The organism is Gammaproteobacteria bacterium (genome assembly GCA_015709695.1).
Classification (GTDB): domain Bacteria; phylum Pseudomonadota; class Gammaproteobacteria; order Steroidobacterales.
The window spans coordinates 1534223-1552502 of sequence record CP054183.1 but is presented as its reverse complement, the minus strand read 5'-3'; the positions used below and the strand labels follow the sequence as shown (position 1 = coordinate 1552502).

The window sequence follows — 18280 nt, the reverse complement described above, 5'->3', positions numbered from 1 at the left end:
TTGCAGGTTGCGCGCGGGCCGGCCGGACGCGGGTGCCGGACCGGGCCGGACCGCGACGCTGCCGTTCGCGTATGTCCTAGGCCGCCAGGCGCCGCTGGCGCACCAGCTTCAGCACTTCGGCGGCGGACTGCGGGATGTTGGTCCCGGGTCCGAAGATCGCCGCCACCCCCGCCTCCCTGAGGAAGGCATGGTCCTGCGGCGGAATGACGCCGCCGCAGACCACGACGATGTCACCCGCGCCCTCGCGGCGCAGCGCCTCGATGAGCTGCGGCACCAGCGTGCGGTGGCCCGCAGCCTGCGAGGAGACGCCGACCACGTGGACGTCGTTCTCGATGGCGTGGCGCGCGCCTTCCTCGGGTGTCTGGAACAGCGGGCCGACGTCGACGTCGAAGCCGAGGTCGGCAAACGCGGTGGCGATGACCTTGGCGCCGCGGTCGTGCCCGTCCTGGCCGAGCTTGAGGACCAGCAGGCGCGGGCGCCGGCCTTCCTCGGCGGCGAAGCGCTCGACATCCTGCCTGATGGCGGCGAAACCGGCGTCGCCCTCGTAGGCCGAGCCGTACACACCACTGATGGATTGCACCACGGCGCGATGCCTCCCGTAGACCTTTTCCAGTGCATCGGAGATCTCGCCGACGGTGGCCCGCGCCCGCGCGGCGGCCACTGCCAGCTCCAGCAGGTTGCCGGTGCCGGATGCCGCCGCCTGCGCCAGCGCCTCCAGCGCGGCGCGGCAGGCGCCGGCATCGCGCGTGCCGCGCACCTGCTGCAGGCGCCGCAGCTGTGCCTCGCGCACCGCGCTGTTGTCGATGGCGAGGATCTCGATCTCCGGTTCGTCCTCGCGCTGGTAGGCGTTGACGCCGACGATGACTTCCTCGCCACGGTCGATGCGCGCCTGGCGCAGCGCGGCCGACTGCTCGATGCGCAGCTTCGGCATGCCGGATTCCACCGCACGGGTCATGCCGCCGAGCTTCTCGACCTCGTCGATGAGCGCGCGTGCCTCGCGCGCCAGCGAGGCGGTCAGGCTCTCGACGTAGTAGGAGCCGGCCAGCGGGTCGACCACGCGGGTGACGGCGGTTTCTTCCTGGATCACCAGCTGGGTGTTGCGGGCGATGTGGGCGGAGAAGGGCGTCGGCAGCGCCAGCGCCTCGTCGAAGGAATTGGTGTGCAGCGACTGCGTGCCGCCCAGCACCGCGGCCAGTGCCTCGATGGTGGTGCGGATGACGTTGTTGTACGGGTCGCGGCTGGTGAGGCTGACGCCCGAGGTCTGGCAGTGGGTGCGCAGCATCAGCGAGCGCGGGTCGGCGGGCTGGAACAGCTCCTGCATCAGCTGCGCCCACACCAGCCTGGCGGCGCGCAGCTTGGCGACCTCCATGAAGAAGTTCATGCCGATGCCGAAGAAGAACGACAGCCGCGGCGCGAACTCGTCGACCTTCAGCCCGCTGCCGATGGCGGCCCGCACGTACTCGATGCCGTCGGCGATGGTGAAGCCGAGTTCCTGCACGCAGGTCGCGCCGGCCTCCTGCATGTGGTAGCCGGAGATGGAGATGGAGTTGAACTTCGGCATGTGCCGGGCGGTGTAGCCGATGATGTCGGCGACGATGCGCATGGAGGGTCCGGGCGGATATATATAAGTGTTGCGGACCATGAACTCCTTGAGGATGTCGTTCTGCAGGGTGCCGGAAAGGCCGGCCTGCTTCACGCCCTGCTCCTCGGCGGCGACGATGTACATGGCCATGACCGGCAGCACGGCGCCGTTCATGGTCATGGAGACGGACATGCGGTCGAGCGGAATGCCGTCGAAGAGGATCTTCATGTCCTCGACCGAATCGATCGCCACACCCGCCTTGCCGACGTCACCCACCACCCGCGGGTGGTCGGAGTCGTAGCCGCGATGGGTGGGCAGGTCGAAGGCCACCGAGAGGCCGGTCTGCCCGGCGGCGAGGTTGCGGCGGTAGAAGGCGTTGGATTCCTCCGCCGTGGAGAAGCCGGCGTACTGGCGCACTGTCCAGGGCCGCACCGCGTACATGGTGGCGCGCGGGCCGCGGGTGTAGGGCGGCAGGCCTGGCAGCGAGTCGAGGTGTTCGAGGCCGGCCAGGTCGGTCGCCGTGTACAAGGCCTTGACGGCTATGCCTTCGGGGGTCTTCCAGGTGAGTTCCCCGGCGGGCTTGCCGCTGTTTTCCTTCGCGGCCAGCCGCTCCCAGTCGGCGAGGGTGCGTTTCGGAAAGCCTGTCATTCCCTGTTCCTGTCCTGTTGCCGGGCCATGGCGCTGCAGTGCTGGCGCAAGGCGATCTGGCGGCGCGCCTCCTCGGCGTGCAGCCGCTCCACCATGCGCCCGTCCAGCACGGCGATCCCCAGGCCCGCCGCATCCGCCGCCTCCCAGGCCGCCACGACCCGGGCCGCGGCCGCCGCCTCGGCCTCCGACACGCCGAAGGTCTCGTTGGCGGTGGCAACCTGGGAGGGATGAATCAGCGTCTTGCCGTCGAATCCGAGGGCCTTCCCCTGCCGGCAGGCCGCCCGGAATCCCGGCTCGTCACGGAGGTCCGTGAAGATGCCGTCCAGTATATCAAGACCCCGGGCCCGGGCCGCCAGCAGGCACTGGCCGAGCGCGGGCAGCAGGCCGAGCCGCGTCGGGTCAGCCGGCAGGCGCAGCGCCCGGCCGAGGTCGGCCGTGCCCATGACGATCACGGCCACGCGCGGGGCCAGGCTGGCGATGGCGTCCGCGGCCAGCACGGCCTGCGGCAGTTCGGCCATGACCCAGACAGGCAGGTGCCCGCCACCGGCCTGGTCGAGGCGATGGATGCTCGCGCGCAGCTGCGGGCCATCCTCGACCTTCGGCAGCAGCACGGCGTCGGCCTGCATGGTGGCCACGGCCGCCAGGTCATCGGCACCCCAGGGCGTATCCAGGCCATTGATGCGCACCACGGTCTCGTGCCGGTCGTAGCCACCCGCGGCCAGCGCCGCGGCGACCTGCGCGCGTGCTCCGGCCTTGGCCTGCGGGGCGACGGCATCCTCTAGATCCAGGATGAGCACGTCGGCATCGAGGCCGCGCGCCTTGTCCATCGCCCGGGCATTCGAGCCGGGCATGTAGAGCGCCGAGCGGCGGGGGCGGATGGTGCTGGTGTTCATGGTCCCGACGTTACCGGTATCCTGTGTCCATGCTAACGATCTATCACAATCCCGCCTGCAGCAAGAGCCGGGCGACGCTGGAGATCCTGCGCGCCAGCGGCGTGGCGCTCCGCGTGGTCGAGTACCTGAAGACGCCGCCCGATGCGGCCGAGCTCGCGCACATCGTCGGCAAGCTCGGCATCCGGCCGGCCGAGCTGGTGCGCAGGGGCGAGGCCGTGTTCCGCGAACGCTATGCCGGGCGCGACCTCGGCGATGCGGAGTGGCTGGAGGCGATGGCCGCTCATCCCATCCTGATCGAGCGGCCGATCGTGGTGGGAGAGGCGGCTGCCGTCATCGGTCGTCCGCCGGAGAACGTTCGCCGGCTGCTGCCATCCGCACGCGGCTGACCGCCGGCAGCGGTGGCGACCGGCGCCGGGAACAGCGGCCGCTCAGGCGCCAGTCAGGATCCGCTCCAGCGCCGCGTCGAGCTTCGCGCCGGCCGGCGCCTCGATGCCGAACAGCTCCGCCAGGACCTGGCGCAGTTCGGCCACGCTGCCGAACTGCCGGCGCTCGCTGCGGGCATCGGGGTCGTGCAGCTTGAGTTCGGCATTGAAGAGGGACTGGCGGCGCCGGCCTGCCGGGCGCGCCACCATCAGCACCTGCCTGAAGCGCGAGGTCGGGTGCGCCGAGACGAACCAGCTGGCGACCTCGTAGTCGACGAACTGCTGCGGCTGCAGGTCGAAGCTGTAGACCGGCTGCCATTCCCCGCGCATCTCCACTTCGAGCCGGAAGAGATCGGCCTTTGCCAGCAGGCGATAGGGCTCGATCGGCGTTGCCTGGGCATGACCCGTGGCGAGTTCCAGCGGGCCCGGCAGCGAGGCGCCGCCGAAGCCGGTGTCGGCGATATACGTGCCCTCGGGCAGATCGACCTTGAGCAGCATGTGGGTACGCGGGCCCGTGCTGTCCGCCGGCGCCTTCCACAGCACGCGGGCCGCCAGCCCGGTGACCACGAAGCCCAGGCGCTGCAGCGCTGCCGCGAACAGGATGTTGTGTTCGAAGCAGTAGCCGCCGCGGGGGCCGTGGATCATCTTGGCCTGCAGCGCCGCGAGGTCCAGTGCCACCGGTTCATCGGCCAGACAGGAAAGGTTCTCGAACGGGATCGTGCTGATGTGCCGCCACTGGATCTCGCGCAGGGTGGCCAGAGTCGGCGGGCATTCGCCCTGGTAGCCGATGCGGGCCAGGTAGGCGTCCAGGTCGAATGCCGTGAGGTCCGGCAGCTGCAACGTGTCCGGATGCTGTGGTGCCATGGGAGGGCCTGGAGGTGACCGGCCCCCATCTTGCGCAAGACAGCCGAAATCCGTCAACGGTGAAAGCCCGGTGCCGACGCCCGCGATCCTCCCACGATACTTTAGGATAGCCGCACCATGACGCCTCCCGCCCGCACTGTCGCGCTGTTCGTCACCTGCCTCGTGGATGCGATGCGGCCATCGGTGGCCGAGGCTGCGGTCGGCCTGCTCGGGCGCGCGGGGTTCGAGGTCAGCGTGCCGCTGCAGACCTGCTGCGGCCAGCCCTTGCTCAACGGCGGTGACAGCGAGGGCTGCGCGGCGCTGGCGCGCCGCATGATGGCTGCCTTCCGGGGCTTCGACTTCGTCGTGGCGCCGTCGGGATCCTGCGTCGCCACCCTGCGCGAGGTTCCGCGGCTGTTCCCGGCCGGCTCGGCCGAGCAGGTGGCTGCGCTGGAGCTGGCCGCACGCACGTTCGAGCTTTGCGATTTCCTCGAGCGCCATGCGCCGTTGCGGGACGACCTGCCGCGCTGGGACGCCTCGGTGACCTGGCACGATGCCTGCTCCGGCCTGCGCCAGCTCGGCATCCGTGACCAGCCGCGGGCGCTGCTGTCGCGGATCCCGGGACTGGAGCTGCGCGAACTCCCCGCGACCGAGGCCGCCGAGTGCTGCGGCTTCGGCGGCCTGTTCTGCGTGAAGTATCCAGCGGTCTCCGCGAACATCGCCGACCGCAAGCTCGATGCCGTGGTGGCCACCGGCGCGGACTACCTCGTCGGCGGCGACCTCGGCTGCCTGCTGCACCTCGAGGGCCGCCTGCAGCGGCGCGGGCTGTCGGTGCGCGCCGTGCATGTCGCCGAGGCGCTGGCCGGTCAGGTGCCGGGCAACCGTGCGCCGCGCGCGGATGATTCCACGAGTGGATAGCCACGATTTTGCCGCGCAGGCGGGCGCCGCCCTGCGCCGGCCGGCACTGCAGCGCTCGCTGGCGGGCCTGCGCGCGGCCATGCCCGGGCTGCGCGCCGCGGCGCTGGCGGAGCTGCCCGACTATCCGCAGCTGCGGGCCCGGGCACGCGACATCCGTGATGCCGCGATCGGCAGCCTCGGCGCGCAGCTCCTTGCCTTCGAATCGCAGGTCACGGCCGCCGGTGGCAGCGTGCACTGGGCGCGCGACGCCGAGGAGGCCTGCCGGATCGTCGGCGGCATCTGTGCCGAAGCCGGTGCCCGTCATGTCATCAAGAGCAAGTCGATGGTGACCGAGGAGATCGCGCTCAACGACAGCCTGCAACGCCAGGGGCTGCGCGTCACGGAGACCGATCTCGGCGAGTACATCATCCAGCTGCGCGGCGAGCGGCCGAGCCACATCCTGGCGCCGGCGCTGCACCTCGGCCTGGCCGAGGTGGCCGCCACGTTCGAGCACCACCACCGGCGCGCGCGCGCCGGGCCGCTGCGCGAGGCACAGGACATGCTGGCCGAGGCGCGCAGCGAGCTGCGGTCGGTATTCCTCGGCGCCGATGTCGGCATCACGGGCGCCAACTTCCTGGTCGCGGAAACCGGCTCGGCGGTGATCGTCACCAACGAGGGCAACGCCGACCTCGCCATGACGCTGCCGGCCACCCACATCGTGGTGACCGGCATCGAGAAGGTCGTGCCGACGCTCGATGACCTGGGCGTGCTGCTGCGGCTGCTGGCGCGCTCGGCGATCGGCGAACAGCTCAGCGCCTACACGACGCTGGTGCAGGGGCCGCGCCAGGATGGCGATGCCTCCGGGCCGCGCGCCTTCCATGTGGTGCTGGTGGACAACGGGCGCAGCGCGCTGCTGGGTACCCCGCAGCAGCCGCTCCTGCGCTGCATCCGCTGTTCCGCCTGCCTGAATCACTGCCCGGTCTACACGACGGTCGGTGGGCACGCCTACGGTTCGGTGTACTCCGGTCCCATCGGCGCGGCACTCGCACCGGCGCTGGCCGGCACCGCCGCCCCGGCTGGGCTGCCCGGTGCTTCCACACTCTGCGGCCGCTGCGAGGAAGTCTGCCCGGTGGCGATCCCGATCCCCGACATCCTGCGCCACTGGCGCACGCAGGCGCGGTCGGCACGCATCGGCTCCGCGTGGGAACGGCGTGGGCTGCGGGTCTGGCGGCAACTCGCCGCGCATCCCTGGATGTACGGCTGGACGCTGGCGTTGCTGGCCCGGCTGCTGCGGCTGCTGTCGGTACCCACCGGCCCCCGGCGGCGGCTGCGGGGCCTCGGGCCCCTCGGCCGCGGCTGGTTCGCCTGGCGCGACCTGCCCGCACCGGACGGGGAGACCTTCCAGGAGCGCTGGCGCCGCCGGCGGCTGCGGGAGCGGGGCGAGTGAGCGCCCGGGAGGACATCCTGGCGAGGCTGTCGCGGGCGACGGCGGCACCGGACCGGCCATCGGCCGCGTCGGCGGAGCCGGTGGCCGGGGCGTGGGCCACGCGGCTCGCGCGGTTCGCCGCCAGCCTGCAGTCCGCCTCGGCCACGCACGCCGTGGTGGCAACGCCTGCGGCAGTGCCCGGGGCCGTCGCTGCCTACCTGGCGGGGCAGTTCCTGCCGTTGCGGATCCAGGTCGGCGAGTCGCCGGCAGCTGCCGAGCTGCGCGGGTCCGGGGAGCTCGCCTGCCACGACGATGGGCTGGCCGGCGATGGCGGCGTCCTGGTGACGGGCTGCCTGGCGGCGCTCGCGGAGGAGGGGGTGGTGGTGCTGGCTTCCGGTCCGCGGCAGGCGGCGGGCGATGCCTTCCTCGCCGCCACGCATATCGTCATCGTCGAGTCCGGCCAGCTGCTCGACGGCCTGGACGCGCTCTGGCCGCTGCTGCGGCGCCGCCGGCTGCCGCGCTCCGTGCACCTGATCCGCGGCCCATCGCGCACCGCCGATCTCGGTGTGCCCAGCCGCCTGGGTGCCCACGGACCGCTGCGCGTGCACGTGATCCTGATCGCTTCACCTTATGTCCAATGACGGGGGTTCTGCACCGCGACTCGTTGCTTTTTTCGACGCAGCGGAATAACTTGGCCCTGCAGCACCGCGCTGGGGAGCATGCGGGCGGGCTGGGACGCCAACGCATAAAGACACAATAAATGCGGTTATCCATATGAAGTTTTTCCATCGTGCCTTCCTGCTGACGGCGTTGTCGCTTGCCCCGCTGGTTTCGGGGGCGATGACCACCACCTGCGGGCCGGACATCTGCTACCAGTACGACGAAACCCAGGCAGCGGTCGCGTGGTTCGGCACGCCGTTTCGCGTCGGCAACGAAATGCAGTTCCTGCCGGCGAATTTCTATGCGCTGTCCGAAGACGGCGCCGGGCTCGACTCGCATTCCGCGACCTTCGTCTTCGACCGCGTCTACACCGTGAGTGGCGTCGAGATCCTCGGCGTGTCGGTGGAGGAGAGCGGCGATTACGAGATCATCGGCAACGGATCCGTGAGCGCGCTGCTGGGCCTGACCGTCGACAGCAACGTGCTCGGCACCGACACCACCAGCACCTCGTCGATGTTCTCCGCTTCCACCGACTCGGGTGGTCCCGACCTCTGGGGCACCACGGCGTCGGTCTGGCCGCAAGCGGCCTTCGTCGGACTGGCCAATGATCTGAAGGTCGCCATTGCCAACACGCTGACGGCCAACACCACGGCTCCCGGCCAGTACGCGCTGATCCAGAAGAAGTTCACCATGGAGGCGCAGTGGCTGCCGGGCACGACGGTGGTGCCGGTGCCGGCGGCGGCATGGTTGCTGGGGTCGGGTATCGCTGTCCTGGGCGCGCTGCGGCGGCGTTCGCGGCGGGCGGATCCGGCCTTATGTTAAGGCCGGTCCCGGGACAGTCCTGAGCGCAGGCGGCGGGCGTTTACAAGACCGGACAATACGCATATCTTCCACCCGAGGGCCGACGGTGCTGCGCCTTGACCAGCACCGACCCGGCAAGAACATAAAGACACAACACGACACGGCAGGCGGGGACCATATCGTGAACATCAGGCAACTCCTTGCGGTGGTGACGGCAGCCGCTGCGTTCGGCACGGCAGCATCCGCCAATGCGGCGCTGGTGACCGATTGTCCGGTCACGGCGATCGTCTGCTACGAATACGACAACGCGCAGGCCGCCGTGGCCCTCACCGGCCTGCCGACCCGCGTCGGCGACGACATGCAGTTCACCCCCGCGAGCTTCCTCGCGCTGTCCAACGGCGCCGGTTTCGTCACGGCCGGCCCGGCGAACTTCGTCTTCAGCCGCGTCTGGACACCGGGCGGGCAGGAGATCGCCTCGCTGACGGTGAACGAGGAGTTCGACTACGAGATCGTCAACGGCGGCGATGTACGCGCCACCCTCTACATGCAGGCGCGCAGCAACCTCGTCTCGTCCGACAGCCTCAGCAACCTCTGGAGCCTGCCGATCGCCGGTGATTCGGGCGGCCCGCAGATCGCCAACCTCAGCGGCACGCTGCTGACCGCCGCCAACTTCGTGCAGGCGGCCAACGACATGCGCGTCACCATCCAGGACACGCTGCGCGCCAATGCGGGCGCCGGCCAGCTGGCCTGGATCCAGAAGAAGTTCACGCTGGTGACGGAGACCGTGGTGCCGGTACCCGCCGCGGTCTGGCTGCTGGGTTCGGGCCTCGGCCTGCTCGGCATGGCCCGCCGCCGCCAGCTGATCGGCTGACGCCGGCCGCCGCCACCTCCGGGTAGCGTTTCTCCCTGCAGGGCCCGCCTCGAAGGCGGGCCCTGTCATTTTGTGGGTCCAGCTTCGGTCCGGGCTGGCCCACCGTCACCAGCCGCGGTCCCTGTCCCCAAACGGGTGCCAGGTCTCATTCCTGAGTGCATATCAGGGTGTTATGGCAACTTCCTGTGGCTCACCCCAGGACAAGGCCCTAGTCTTGCGCGCAACAAGCAAAGCGCGGGTGCCATGGCCTGGCCACCCGGCCCGAGACCGCCCCGCACCACGTCTTCCCGGGATTTCGCACCGATGCGCAGCACGACTGCCGACACGACGCATTCCATCCGGCTTTCCGCCTGCCGGGCCCTCCGCCTGGCCGCCGCGACCGCATTGCTGCTCGCCAGCGCCACGGCAGCGGCCGTGAGCATCGATTTCGCCGGTGCCGGCGGCAGCGGCGGCTATGGCAACAGCCTGGCATTCAGCGCCGGTGGCGTCGACGTCACCGCCAGCGCCTGGGCTGAAACCGGGGCGGCGCTGCCGGCGAGCCCGGGCTACTACGCCTTCCAGACGGCCGAGATCCACGGCTGGGGCAACGGGCTCGGCATCTGCAACCGCAGCGAGGGTCGCGCCTTTGCCGGCTGCGATGACAACGAGCACGAAGTCGATACCGCCGGCCGCGATGACCTGCTGGTGCTGGTCTTCAGCCAGCGGGTGAACTTCCTCGGCCTGACCGTCGATGCCTGGGATGGTCCCGGCAGCGATCCCAACGACCGCGACATCCTCTACCGTGTGGGCGACCTGCCGGGCGGCGTGCCGGATCTGGCCCTGCATGGTTTCGATAGCCTCGGCTCCATCGCCGGCCTGGGCGCCGAGCAACTCAGTGCCGCGCTGTCGGGCTATGGTCCGCTGACGCATGACCTGGCCGGCACCGGCAACGTGCTGTTCCTGAGCGGCAACCACCACGACCGCGCCTGCGTCAACCGCAACATCAAGGCCGGCAACGAGTGCGAGGCCTACAAGATCCGGAGCATCACTTTCAGCGTCGCGCCCGCCGTCGTGCCGCTGCCCGCGGGCGGCTGGCTGCTGTTGTCCGCCCTGGGCTCCCTGGTGGTGATGTGCCGTCAGCGCCGGCCGTAGCCCGCCGGCCCGACCAGCGAGGCATCGGGCTTGTCCGGCTCGATGCCCCAGCGCGACGCCAGTTCCTTCAGCTCCCGCCGCGTCACGGCCCGTCGCCCGGCGAGGGCCGCTGCTGCCGCGTGGGCGATGTATGCGGCGTTGACCTCGAAGTGCCGTCGCAGCGCCTCCCGTGACTCGCTGAGGCCATAGCCGTCGGTGCCGAGCACGGTGTAGGGGCCCGGGACCCAGCGGGCAATGGAGAGCGGCAGGGCCTTCATGTGATCGCTCGCCGCCACGAACACGCCTTCCTCGTTCTCGAGCAGGCCCTGGACCCAGGGCTTGCCCTCGTGGCCCAGCCGCTGCTCCCGTTCCACGCGCAGCGCCTCGCGGCTCAGCTCGTTGTAGCTGGTGACGCTCCACACGTCCGCGGCGATGCCGGCCGCTTCCAGCAGGCCGGCCGCCTCCAGCACCTCGGTCATGATGGCACCGCTGCCGAACAGCTGTGCCTTGCGGCCGCGGGTGACGCCGAGGCCGGAGCGGCGGAAGCAGTACATGCCGCGCACGATGCCGTCGGCCGCCGCCGCCGGTACCGGCGGCATGGCGTAGTTCTGGTTGTAGATCGTGATGTAGTAGATGAGGTCTTCCTGGCGCCCGTACATGCGCTCGATGCCGTCGCGGACGATGATCGCGAGCTCGCCGGCGAACGCCGGATCGTAGCTGCGGATGCTGGGTATGGTGTTGGCGACCACCTGCGAATGCCCGTCCTGGTGCTGCGGCCCCTCGCCATTCAGCGTGGTGCGCCCCGAGGTGCCGCCCAGCAGGAAGCCGCGGCAGAGCATGTCGCCGGCGCTCCAGATCATGTCGCCGACACGCTGGAAGCCGAAGATCGAGTAGAACACGTAGAACGGGATGGTCGGCACGCCGTGCAGGGCATAGGCGGTGCCCGCTGCCAGGAAGGAGGCCATGGCGCCGGCCTCGCAGATGCCTTCCTGGAGGATCTGGCCATCCGTCGCCTCGCGGTAGGGGCTGAGCGTGCTGCTGTCCACCGGGCGGTACTTCTGGCCCTCGGAGGAGTAGATGCCCGAGCGGCGGAACAGCGCCTCCATGCCGAAGGTGCGCGCCTCGTCCGGCACGATGGGCACGATGTAGCGGCCGAGATCGGCATGGCCGATGAGCTTGCCGAGCATGCGCACGAAGGCCATGGTGGTCGACAGCGGCCGGTCACCGGAGCCCGCCAGGTGTTCCTCGAAGAACTCGAGCGCCGGGGCCTGCAGTGACGGGCACTGCACCAGGCGCTGCGGCCAGGGGCCGCCGAGGGCGGCGCGCCGCTCGCGAAGGTAGCGCATTTCAGGGCTGTTCTCCGGCGGCCGGTAGAACTCGGCGCGGGCCGCGGCCTCGTCAGTCAGCGGGATGCCGAGGCGGCGGGCGGTGTGGATGCGTTCCTCGGTGGCGAGGTTCTTCTTCTGGTGCACGACATTGGAGCCCTCGTAGCCCTGCATGCCGTAGCCCTTGATGGTCTTGATGAGGATGGCGGTGGGCCGGTCCCTGTGCTGGACCGCGTGGTGGAAGGCCGCGTGGATCTTGCGCTGGTCGTGGCCGCCGCGGCGGATGCAGCGGATCTCCTCGTCGGACAGGACCGCCATGATCTGCGCCAGGCGCGGGTTGTCCTCGACCCAGTGCTCGCGCACCTCCTGGCCGCTGGAGACGGAGTACATCTGGTAATCGCCGTCCACGGCCCGCTCCATGCGTTCCTGCAGTACGCCGTCGTCGTCGATGGCGAACAGCGGGTCCCATTCGCCGCTCCAGATCACCTTGATGACGTTCCAGCCGGCACCGCGGAAGCTGCGCTCCAGCTCCTGGATGATCTTGCCGTTGCCGCGCACCGGGCCATCGAGCCGCTGCAGGTTGCAGTTCACCACCAGCACCAGGTTGTCGAGGCGTTCGCGCGCGGCGATGTTGATGGTGCCGAGGACTTCGGGCTCGTCGGCCTCGCCGTCGCCGACGAATACCCATACCTTGCCGCCGTTGGCCGGCTTCAGCCCGCGGTTCTCCAGGTACTTGGCGAATCGCGCCTGGTAGATGCCGCTCGGGGTCGAAAGGCCCATGGAGGCGCAGGGCGCCTGCCAGAACCCGGGCATGTTGCGCGGGTGCGGGTAGGAGGAGAGGCCGCCGCCGGCATGCAGCTCGCGGCGGAAGTGCTGCAGCTGTTCCAGGCTGAGCCGGCCCTCGAGGAAGGCGCGGGCGTAGATGCCGGGTGCGGCATGCGCCTGGATGGTCACCAGGTCGCCGCCGTAGTCCGGGCCGCGGTTGCGGAAGAAGTGGTGCAGCCCGACCTCCAGCATGGTCGCCGCCGAGGCGTAGGTGCCGATGTGGCCGCCGACCCCGGTGCCGCTGTCGTAGCCCTGCAGCACCATCGCCATGGCGTTCCAGCGCAGGATGTTCTCGATGCGCTCCTCGATGGCGATATCACCGGGATAGGCCGGCTGCCGGGCCAGCGGGATGGTGTTGCGGTAAGGCGTGTTGAGCGTGGCATCCTCGACGATGACGTGCTCGTCACTGAGGTAATCGCGCAGCGCGCGGAAGATATGCTTGGCCCGGTCGGGGCCATCGGCCTGCAGCAGCGACTCCATGGCTTCCAGCCACTCGCCGAGCTCCAGGTCCTGGCTGACGATGTCCCTCTGCCGCGTGGCCATGCCCCTCGCTCCTTGTCGCCCGGCCACCGGGCCGGGGCTGCATCCGCAGGCCAGCATAGCTGGTTTTCGCGGCAACTTGCCGCTTCCCGCCGCGGTCGCTACCGCCTATCGTGGCCTGACCGGGAGGGAGGCCGACATGCCCTGCGAAGACCTGCAACTGGCGTCGCGACGTGCGTTGCTGCGCTTCATCCTCGAGTCACCGCTGCTCTGGGCCGCCACGGGCCTGGCGACGACCGCCCGGGCGCGGCCGGAACTCGCCGTGCCGGCCAGCGCCGCCGAGGCACTCGACGTTTTCCAGATCGAGCGGGTCGCGCGGCAGAAATTGCCGCTGCCGGTGATCCACTACATCGTCAATGGCGCCGACGACGGCAAGACGCTGCAGGCCAATCGCGACGCCTTCGATGCCTGGGCCATCCGCGTGCGCCGGCTGGTCGACGTCAGCCATATCGATACCGCCGTGCGCGTGCTGGGCGCAGACCTGTCCTGCCCGGTGATCCTCGCGCCCGTGGGCAACCAGCAGTCGATCCATGCCGACGGGGAACTGGCCACGGCCCGCGCTGCCCGGGCCGCCGGCCAGCTGATGATCGCCTCGACCGTCAGCAACCACAGCGTCGGCGCCATCGCCCGCGAGGCCGGCCCGCTCTGGTTCCAGCTCTACGCCTCGCCCGACCAGCACCTCATGGAGAAGCTGCTGCGGGATGCCGAGGCGGCCGGTTGCCGCGTGCTGGTGCTGACGGTGGACTCCAATACCCGCGGCAACCGCGAGGGCGAGGCCTGGTGGGCCCGGGCGGGCGCCGCTCCGGACGGTGGCCGCCCGCCCGCGCTGCCGCTGGGCAACTTCGCCGGCTACGACGGCCGTCCCCGCGTCGGTGACGTGGCGCTCGACTGGCGCATCATCGACTGGCTGCGCGCGCACATGTCGATGAAGCTGGTGCTGAAGGGTATCGTCACGCGCGAAGACACCGTGATGGCCGTGGAGCGCGGCGTGGATGGCCTCATCGTTTCGAATCACGGTGGCCGCCAGGAGGAAAGCCTGCGCTCCACGCTGGCGAGCCTGCCGGAGGTGGTGGAGGCGGCTGCGGGGCGGATTCCGGTGCTGGTGGATGGCGGCTTCCGGCGCGGCACCGATGTCTTCAAGGCGCTGGCACTCGGGGCGTCGGCGATCTGCATCGGGCGGCCGTATCTCTGGGGACTGGGAGCCTACGGGGAGGAAGGGGTGAGCCGCGTGCTCGCGATCCTGCGCGAGGAGCTGAAGCGCATCATGCAGTTCGCGGGCACTACGTCGCTGGCGGCGATCAAGCGTTCGCATCTCGAGATAGCCGGCTGAAACCTCGCGCAGTGTGGCTGCCCGGGGGGTTCACACGTTGCGGCTGCCCTTGCGGCCGGGGTCTCCGAAGTCGCTCCACGTTATTCGCTTGGTTCGGAGACCCCGGCCTCCGGGCAGTTCGGCGCGGTGACGATGCAGGGAGTCGTAGTCCTGGCCTCGCGGGGGCGCTTCAGCGCCCGGAGGCGGATACCCCCGAACAAAGCGAATCACGTGGAGCGACTTCGGGGGTATCCGCCGCAAGGGCGCCCGCGGCGCCGTGCGGCGCAGCTTACGCGGCGCACCGGGCTGGTGGCACTGCGGTGCCGGCGTGACGTGGTGGGCTGCTTCTGAAGACATTGATGTTGCGGCTGCCCTTGCGGCCGGGGTCTCCGAAGTCGCTCCACGTTATTCGCTTGGTTCGGAGACCCCGGCCTCCGGGCAGTTCGGCGTGGTGGCGATGCAGGGAGCCGGCCTCCGGGCAGTTCGGCGCGGTGACGATGCAGGGAGTCGTAGTCCTGGCCTCGCGGGGGCGCTTCAGCGCCCGGAGGCGGATACCCCCGAACAAAGCGAATCACGTGGAGCGACTTCGGGGGTATCCGCCGCAAGGGCGCCCGCGGCGCCATGTCCCGCAGCCCACGCGGCGCACCGGGCTGGTGGCACTGCGGTGCCGGCGTGACGTGGTGGGCTGCTTCTGAAGACATTGATGTTGCGGCTGCCCTTGCGGCCGGGGTCTCCGAAGTCGCTCCACGTTATTCGCTTGGTTCGGAGACCCCGGCCTCCGGGCAGTTCGGCGTGGTGGCGATGCAGGGAGCCGGCCTCCGGGCAGTTCGGCGCGGTGACGATGCAGGGAGTCGTAGTCCTGGCCTCGCGGGGGCGCTTCAGCGCCCGGAGGCGGATACCCCCGAACAAAGCGAATCACGTGGAGCGACTTCGGGGGTATCCGCCGCAAGGGCGCCCGCGGCGCCATGTCCCGCAGCCCACGCGGCGCACCGGGCTGGTGGCACTGCGGTGCCGGCGTGACGTGGTGGGCTGCTTCTGAAGACATTGATGTTGCGGCTGCCCTTGCGGCCGGGGTCTCCGAAGTCGCTCCACGTTATTCGCTTGGTTCGGAGACCCCGGCCTCCGGGCAGTTCGGCGTGGTGGCGATGCGGGGAGCCGGCCACCGGGCAGTTCGGCGTGGTGGCGATGCAGGGAGCCAGATTCCTGGCTTCGCGGGGACGCTTCAGCGCCCGGAGGCGGATACCCCCGAACCAAGCGAATCACGTGGAGCGACTTCGGGGGTATCCGCCGCAAGGGCGCCTGCGGTGCCATGCGGCGCAGCCCACGCGGTGAACCGGGCTCGGGGTCGCCCGCGGCGCCATGCGGCGCCAGCCCTACGGAGTCAGTATGGTGTCGCGTGCCTCGGTGTCGGGCAGCGTCCGCGGGTAGTCGCGGTTGAAGTGCAGGCCGCGGCTCTCGTGGCGGGAGAGGGCGCTGCGGATGGTCAGCTCCGCCACCAGCGCCAGGTTGCGCAGTTCCACCAGGTCGTTGGTGATGCGGAAATTGCCGTAGAACTCGGCGATCTCCTCCTGCAGCAGGTTCACCCGGTGGCGGGCCCGCTCCAGGCGCTTGTTGGTGCGCACGATGCCGACATAGTCCCACATGAAACGGCGCAGCTCGTCCCAGTTGTGCGAGACGACGACCTGCTCGTCCGGGTCGGTGACCCGGCTCTCGTCCCAGGCAGGCAGGCGCCCGGGCAACGGCGCGAACCCCGGGAGCCGGTCGGCGATGTGCTCGGCCGCCGCCGCGCCGAACACCGCGCATTCCAGCAGCGAGTTGCTCGCCAGGCGGTTGGCGCCGTGCAGGCCGGTAAAGCTGCATTCGCCGACGGCGTAGAGGCCGGGCAGGTCCGTGGCGCCGTGCAGGTCGGTCATGACCCCGCCGCAGGTGTAGTGGGCCGCAGGCACCACCGGGATCGGCTGGCGGGTGATGTCGATGCCGTACTCGCGGCAGCGGGCAGCGATGTTGGGGAACTGCGCGAGGATTTCCCCGGCCGGCTTGTGGCTGATATCGAGCCAGACACATTCGAAGCCGCCGCGCTTCATCTCGTGGTCGATGGCGCGGGCGACGATGTCGCGCGAAGCCAGTTCGCCCCGCGGATCGTGGTCCAGCATGAAGCGGCGCCCGTCGGGCAGCAGCAACCGGCCACCCTCGCCACGCACCGCTTCGGAGATCAGGAAGGACTTCGCCTGCGGATGGAAGAGGCAGGTGGGGTGGAACTGCACGAATTCCAGGTTGGCGACCCGGCAGCCGGCGCGCCAGGCCATGGCGATGCCATCTCCCGTGGAGGTGTCGGGGTTGCTGGTGTAGAGGTAGGTCTTGGAGGCGCCGCCGGTGGCCAGCACCACGGCGCGCGCCGGGTGGGTCACCACGTGCCCGCTCGCCCGGTCCAGCGCATAGGCACCCAGGCAGCGGTTGTCGCCGCCGGCGCCGAGCTTCGCGGTGGTGATCAGGTCCACTGCAATTTCGCCACCGAGCAGGGTGATGTGTGGGTTGGCCAGCACCCTGGCGGAGAGGGCGTCGACGATGGCGCGTCCCGAGGCATCCGCTGCGTGGACCACCCGCCGGCGCGAATGACCACCCTCGCGGGTCAGGTGCAGGCCACCGGCATCGCCATTGGCGGTGAAGCGCACGCCCTGGGCCTCGAGCCAGCGCACGCAGTCGGCTCCGCGGGAGGCAACCCACTCGACGGCGTCACGATGACAGAGGCCGGCACCGGCCACCAGGGTATCGGCGACGTGCAGGGCAGGCGAATCATCGGCGGCGATCGCCGCGGCGATGCCGCCCTGGGCCTGGCTGCTGGAGCTTTCGCCGAGGCCCTTCTTGGCCATGAGCGCCACCCGGCATTGCGCCGAGGCGAGGCGCAGGGCGACCGACATGCCGCCGAGGCCGGCGCCGATCACCAGGACGTCGAAGGATCCGCGGGTCACCTGCGTGGCGGCAGGGGCGGTGCTCAGGCCGCCACCGGGCTGCGCCCGACGGCCAGCATGCGCTCCATGGAACGCCGGGCGCGACGCGCCACCTCGGCATCGACATCGATCGCCGGGGTGAGGGTCTGCAGGCTGCGCAGGATGTTCGGCAGCGTGATGCGCTTCATGTGCGGGCAGAGGTTGCAGGGCCGCACGAAGTCCACCTCGGGGAACTCCACGGCGACGTTGTCGCTCATGGAGCACTCGGTGATGAGCACCACCTGCCGCGGCTTCTCCTCGGCGATGTGGCGGATCATGCCCGAGGTCGAGCCGACGAAGTCCGCCTCGCGCAGCACCTCCGGCGGGCATTCGGGATGTGCCATGACGTGCACGCCGGGCTGCTGGCGGCGGTACTCGCGGATCTCTTCCGGCGTGAAGCGCTCGTGCACCTCGCAGGCGCCTTCCCAGAGGATCACCTCGACGTCGGTCTTGCTGGCCACGTACCGGCCAAGATAGCCGTCGGGGATGAAGATGACGCGGTCCGTGCCCAGCGATTCGACGACCTTCACCGCGTTGGCGGAGGTGCAGCAGACATCGGACTCGGCCCGGACATCGGCATAGGCATTGACGTAGCAGACCACCGGCACGCCGGGGTACCGCGCCTTGAGGCGACGGACATCGGCAGCGGTGATGGAAGCGGCCAGCGAGCAGCCGGCCTCGAAGTCCGGCAGCAGCACGGTCTTCTCCGGGCTGAGGATCTTGGCGGTCTCGGCCATGAAGCGCACGCCGCAGAGGACGATGACATCCGCATCGACACGCGCGCCTTCCTGGGCGAGCCCCAGGGAGTCGCCGCGGTAGTCCGCCACGCCGTAGAAGATCTCCGGCGTCTGGTAGTTGTGCGCCAGGATCACGGCATTGCGCTGGCGCTTGAGGTCGTTGATGGCGGCGATGAGCGGCGCGTGGACCGGCCACTCGACCTCGGGGATGACCCCGCGGACCCGCTCGTAGATGGCGCTGGTGGCGCGCTCGACTTCGGCCGTGAACGGCAGCGATCCGGCCCCGGGCTGTACGTCTGTGCTCATGATCGCCCAAGTGCGCCCGGCCGGGCGCGGAACTCCTTGAACATGAACCGGCGGCGCCGGTGGGCAGCCATCCTAGTCGCAGCCGGGGGGGCGGTCAA

The 18280-nt window shown here is 70.2% G+C and carries 14 protein-coding genes; 8 read left to right on the top strand and 6 right to left on the bottom strand.

Going from position 1 to position 18280, the window contains the following annotated elements; translation table 11 throughout:
- Positions 1-76: 76 nt before the first annotated feature.
- Positions 77-2230 (bottom strand): methylmalonyl-CoA mutase, encoded by a 2154-nt coding sequence (gene scpA / locus HRU81_07340; GenBank protein QOJ31920.1) that lies wholly within the window; start codon positions 2228-2230, stop codon positions 77-79.
- Positions 2227-3081 (bottom strand): CoA ester lyase, encoded by an 855-nt coding sequence (locus HRU81_07335; GenBank protein ID QOJ33331.1) that lies wholly within the window; start codon positions 3079-3081, stop codon positions 2227-2229. Before HRU81_07335 ends, scpA begins: the two co-directional genes overlap by 4 nt.
- A gap of 65 nt (positions 3082-3146) precedes the next feature.
- Between HRU81_07335 and arsC the strand changes: the two genes are divergently transcribed.
- The gene (gene arsC, locus HRU81_07330; protein QOJ31919.1) at positions 3147-3509 is read left to right on the top strand and encodes an arsenate reductase (glutaredoxin); all 363 of its coding nucleotides are present in this window, start codon (positions 3147-3149) and stop codon (positions 3507-3509) included.
- 42 nt (positions 3510-3551) lie between these two features.
- On the opposite strand, the gene HRU81_07325 is transcribed toward arsC, so the two are convergent.
- A complete protein-coding gene (locus tag HRU81_07325) occupies positions 3552-4409 on the bottom strand; it encodes an arylamine N-acetyltransferase (GenBank protein QOJ31918.1) in 858 nt (285 codons plus the stop codon).
- A gap of 117 nt (positions 4410-4526) precedes the next feature.
- Here HRU81_07325 and HRU81_07320 point away from each other — a divergent pair, with 117 nt between their 5' ends.
- From HRU81_07320 to HRU81_07295, 6 genes are all read left to right on the top strand, one after another.
- Positions 4527-5306 (top strand): (Fe-S)-binding protein, encoded by a 780-nt coding sequence (locus HRU81_07320; protein QOJ31917.1) that lies wholly within the window; start codon positions 4527-4529, stop codon positions 5304-5306.
- Entirely contained in the window at positions 5287-6732 is a 1446-nt protein-coding gene (locus tag HRU81_07315) for a lactate utilization protein (protein QOJ31916.1), read from the top strand. Before HRU81_07320 ends, HRU81_07315 begins: the two co-directional genes overlap by 20 nt.
- Positions 6729-7352, top strand: coding sequence for an LUD domain-containing protein (locus tag HRU81_07310; protein QOJ31915.1), 624 nt, complete (start codon positions 6729-6731; stop codon positions 7350-7352). The genes HRU81_07315 and HRU81_07310 overlap by 4 nt, the downstream gene beginning before the upstream one ends.
- Before the next feature lie 133 nt (positions 7353-7485).
- Positions 7486-8193: a VPLPA-CTERM sorting domain-containing protein gene (locus HRU81_07305; protein ID QOJ31914.1), complete on the top strand. Its 708-nt coding sequence runs from the start codon at positions 7486-7488 to the stop codon at positions 8191-8193.
- 160 nt (positions 8194-8353) lie between these two features.
- On the top strand, positions 8354-9043 hold the full coding sequence (locus HRU81_07300; GenBank protein ID QOJ31913.1) for a VPLPA-CTERM sorting domain-containing protein: 690 nt from the start codon (positions 8354-8356) through the stop codon (positions 9041-9043).
- Between the two features lie 303 nt (positions 9044-9346).
- On the top strand, positions 9347-10174 hold the full coding sequence (locus tag HRU81_07295) for a VPLPA-CTERM sorting domain-containing protein (protein ID QOJ31912.1): 828 nt from the start codon (positions 9347-9349) through the stop codon (positions 10172-10174).
- Here the strand turns inward: HRU81_07295 and aceE are convergent.
- Positions 10159-12846 carry a pyruvate dehydrogenase (acetyl-transferring), homodimeric type gene (aceE, locus tag HRU81_07290; GenBank protein ID QOJ31911.1) on the bottom strand — a complete coding sequence of 896 codons (2688 nt, stop codon included), beginning with the start codon at positions 12844-12846 and terminating at the stop codon, positions 10159-10161. The genes HRU81_07295 and aceE overlap by 16 nt on opposite strands.
- 136 nt (positions 12847-12982) lie before the next feature.
- Here aceE and HRU81_07285 point away from each other — a divergent pair, with 136 nt between their 5' ends.
- Positions 12983-14173, top strand: coding sequence for an alpha-hydroxy-acid oxidizing protein (locus HRU81_07285; GenBank protein ID QOJ31910.1), 1191 nt, complete (start codon positions 12983-12985; stop codon positions 14171-14173).
- A 1352-nt stretch (positions 14174-15525) separates the two neighbouring features.
- On the opposite strand, the gene nadB is transcribed toward HRU81_07285, so the two are convergent.
- Complete coding sequence (gene nadB, locus HRU81_07280) at positions 15526-17121, bottom strand: L-aspartate oxidase (GenBank protein QOJ31909.1); 1596 nt, start codon at positions 17119-17121, stop codon at positions 15526-15528.
- 23 nt (positions 17122-17144) lie between these two features.
- Positions 17145-18182 carry a quinolinate synthase NadA gene (nadA, locus tag HRU81_07275; protein QOJ31908.1) on the bottom strand — a complete coding sequence of 346 codons (1038 nt, stop codon included), beginning with the start codon at positions 18180-18182 and terminating at the stop codon, positions 17145-17147.
- Positions 18183-18280: the final 98 nt, after the last annotated feature.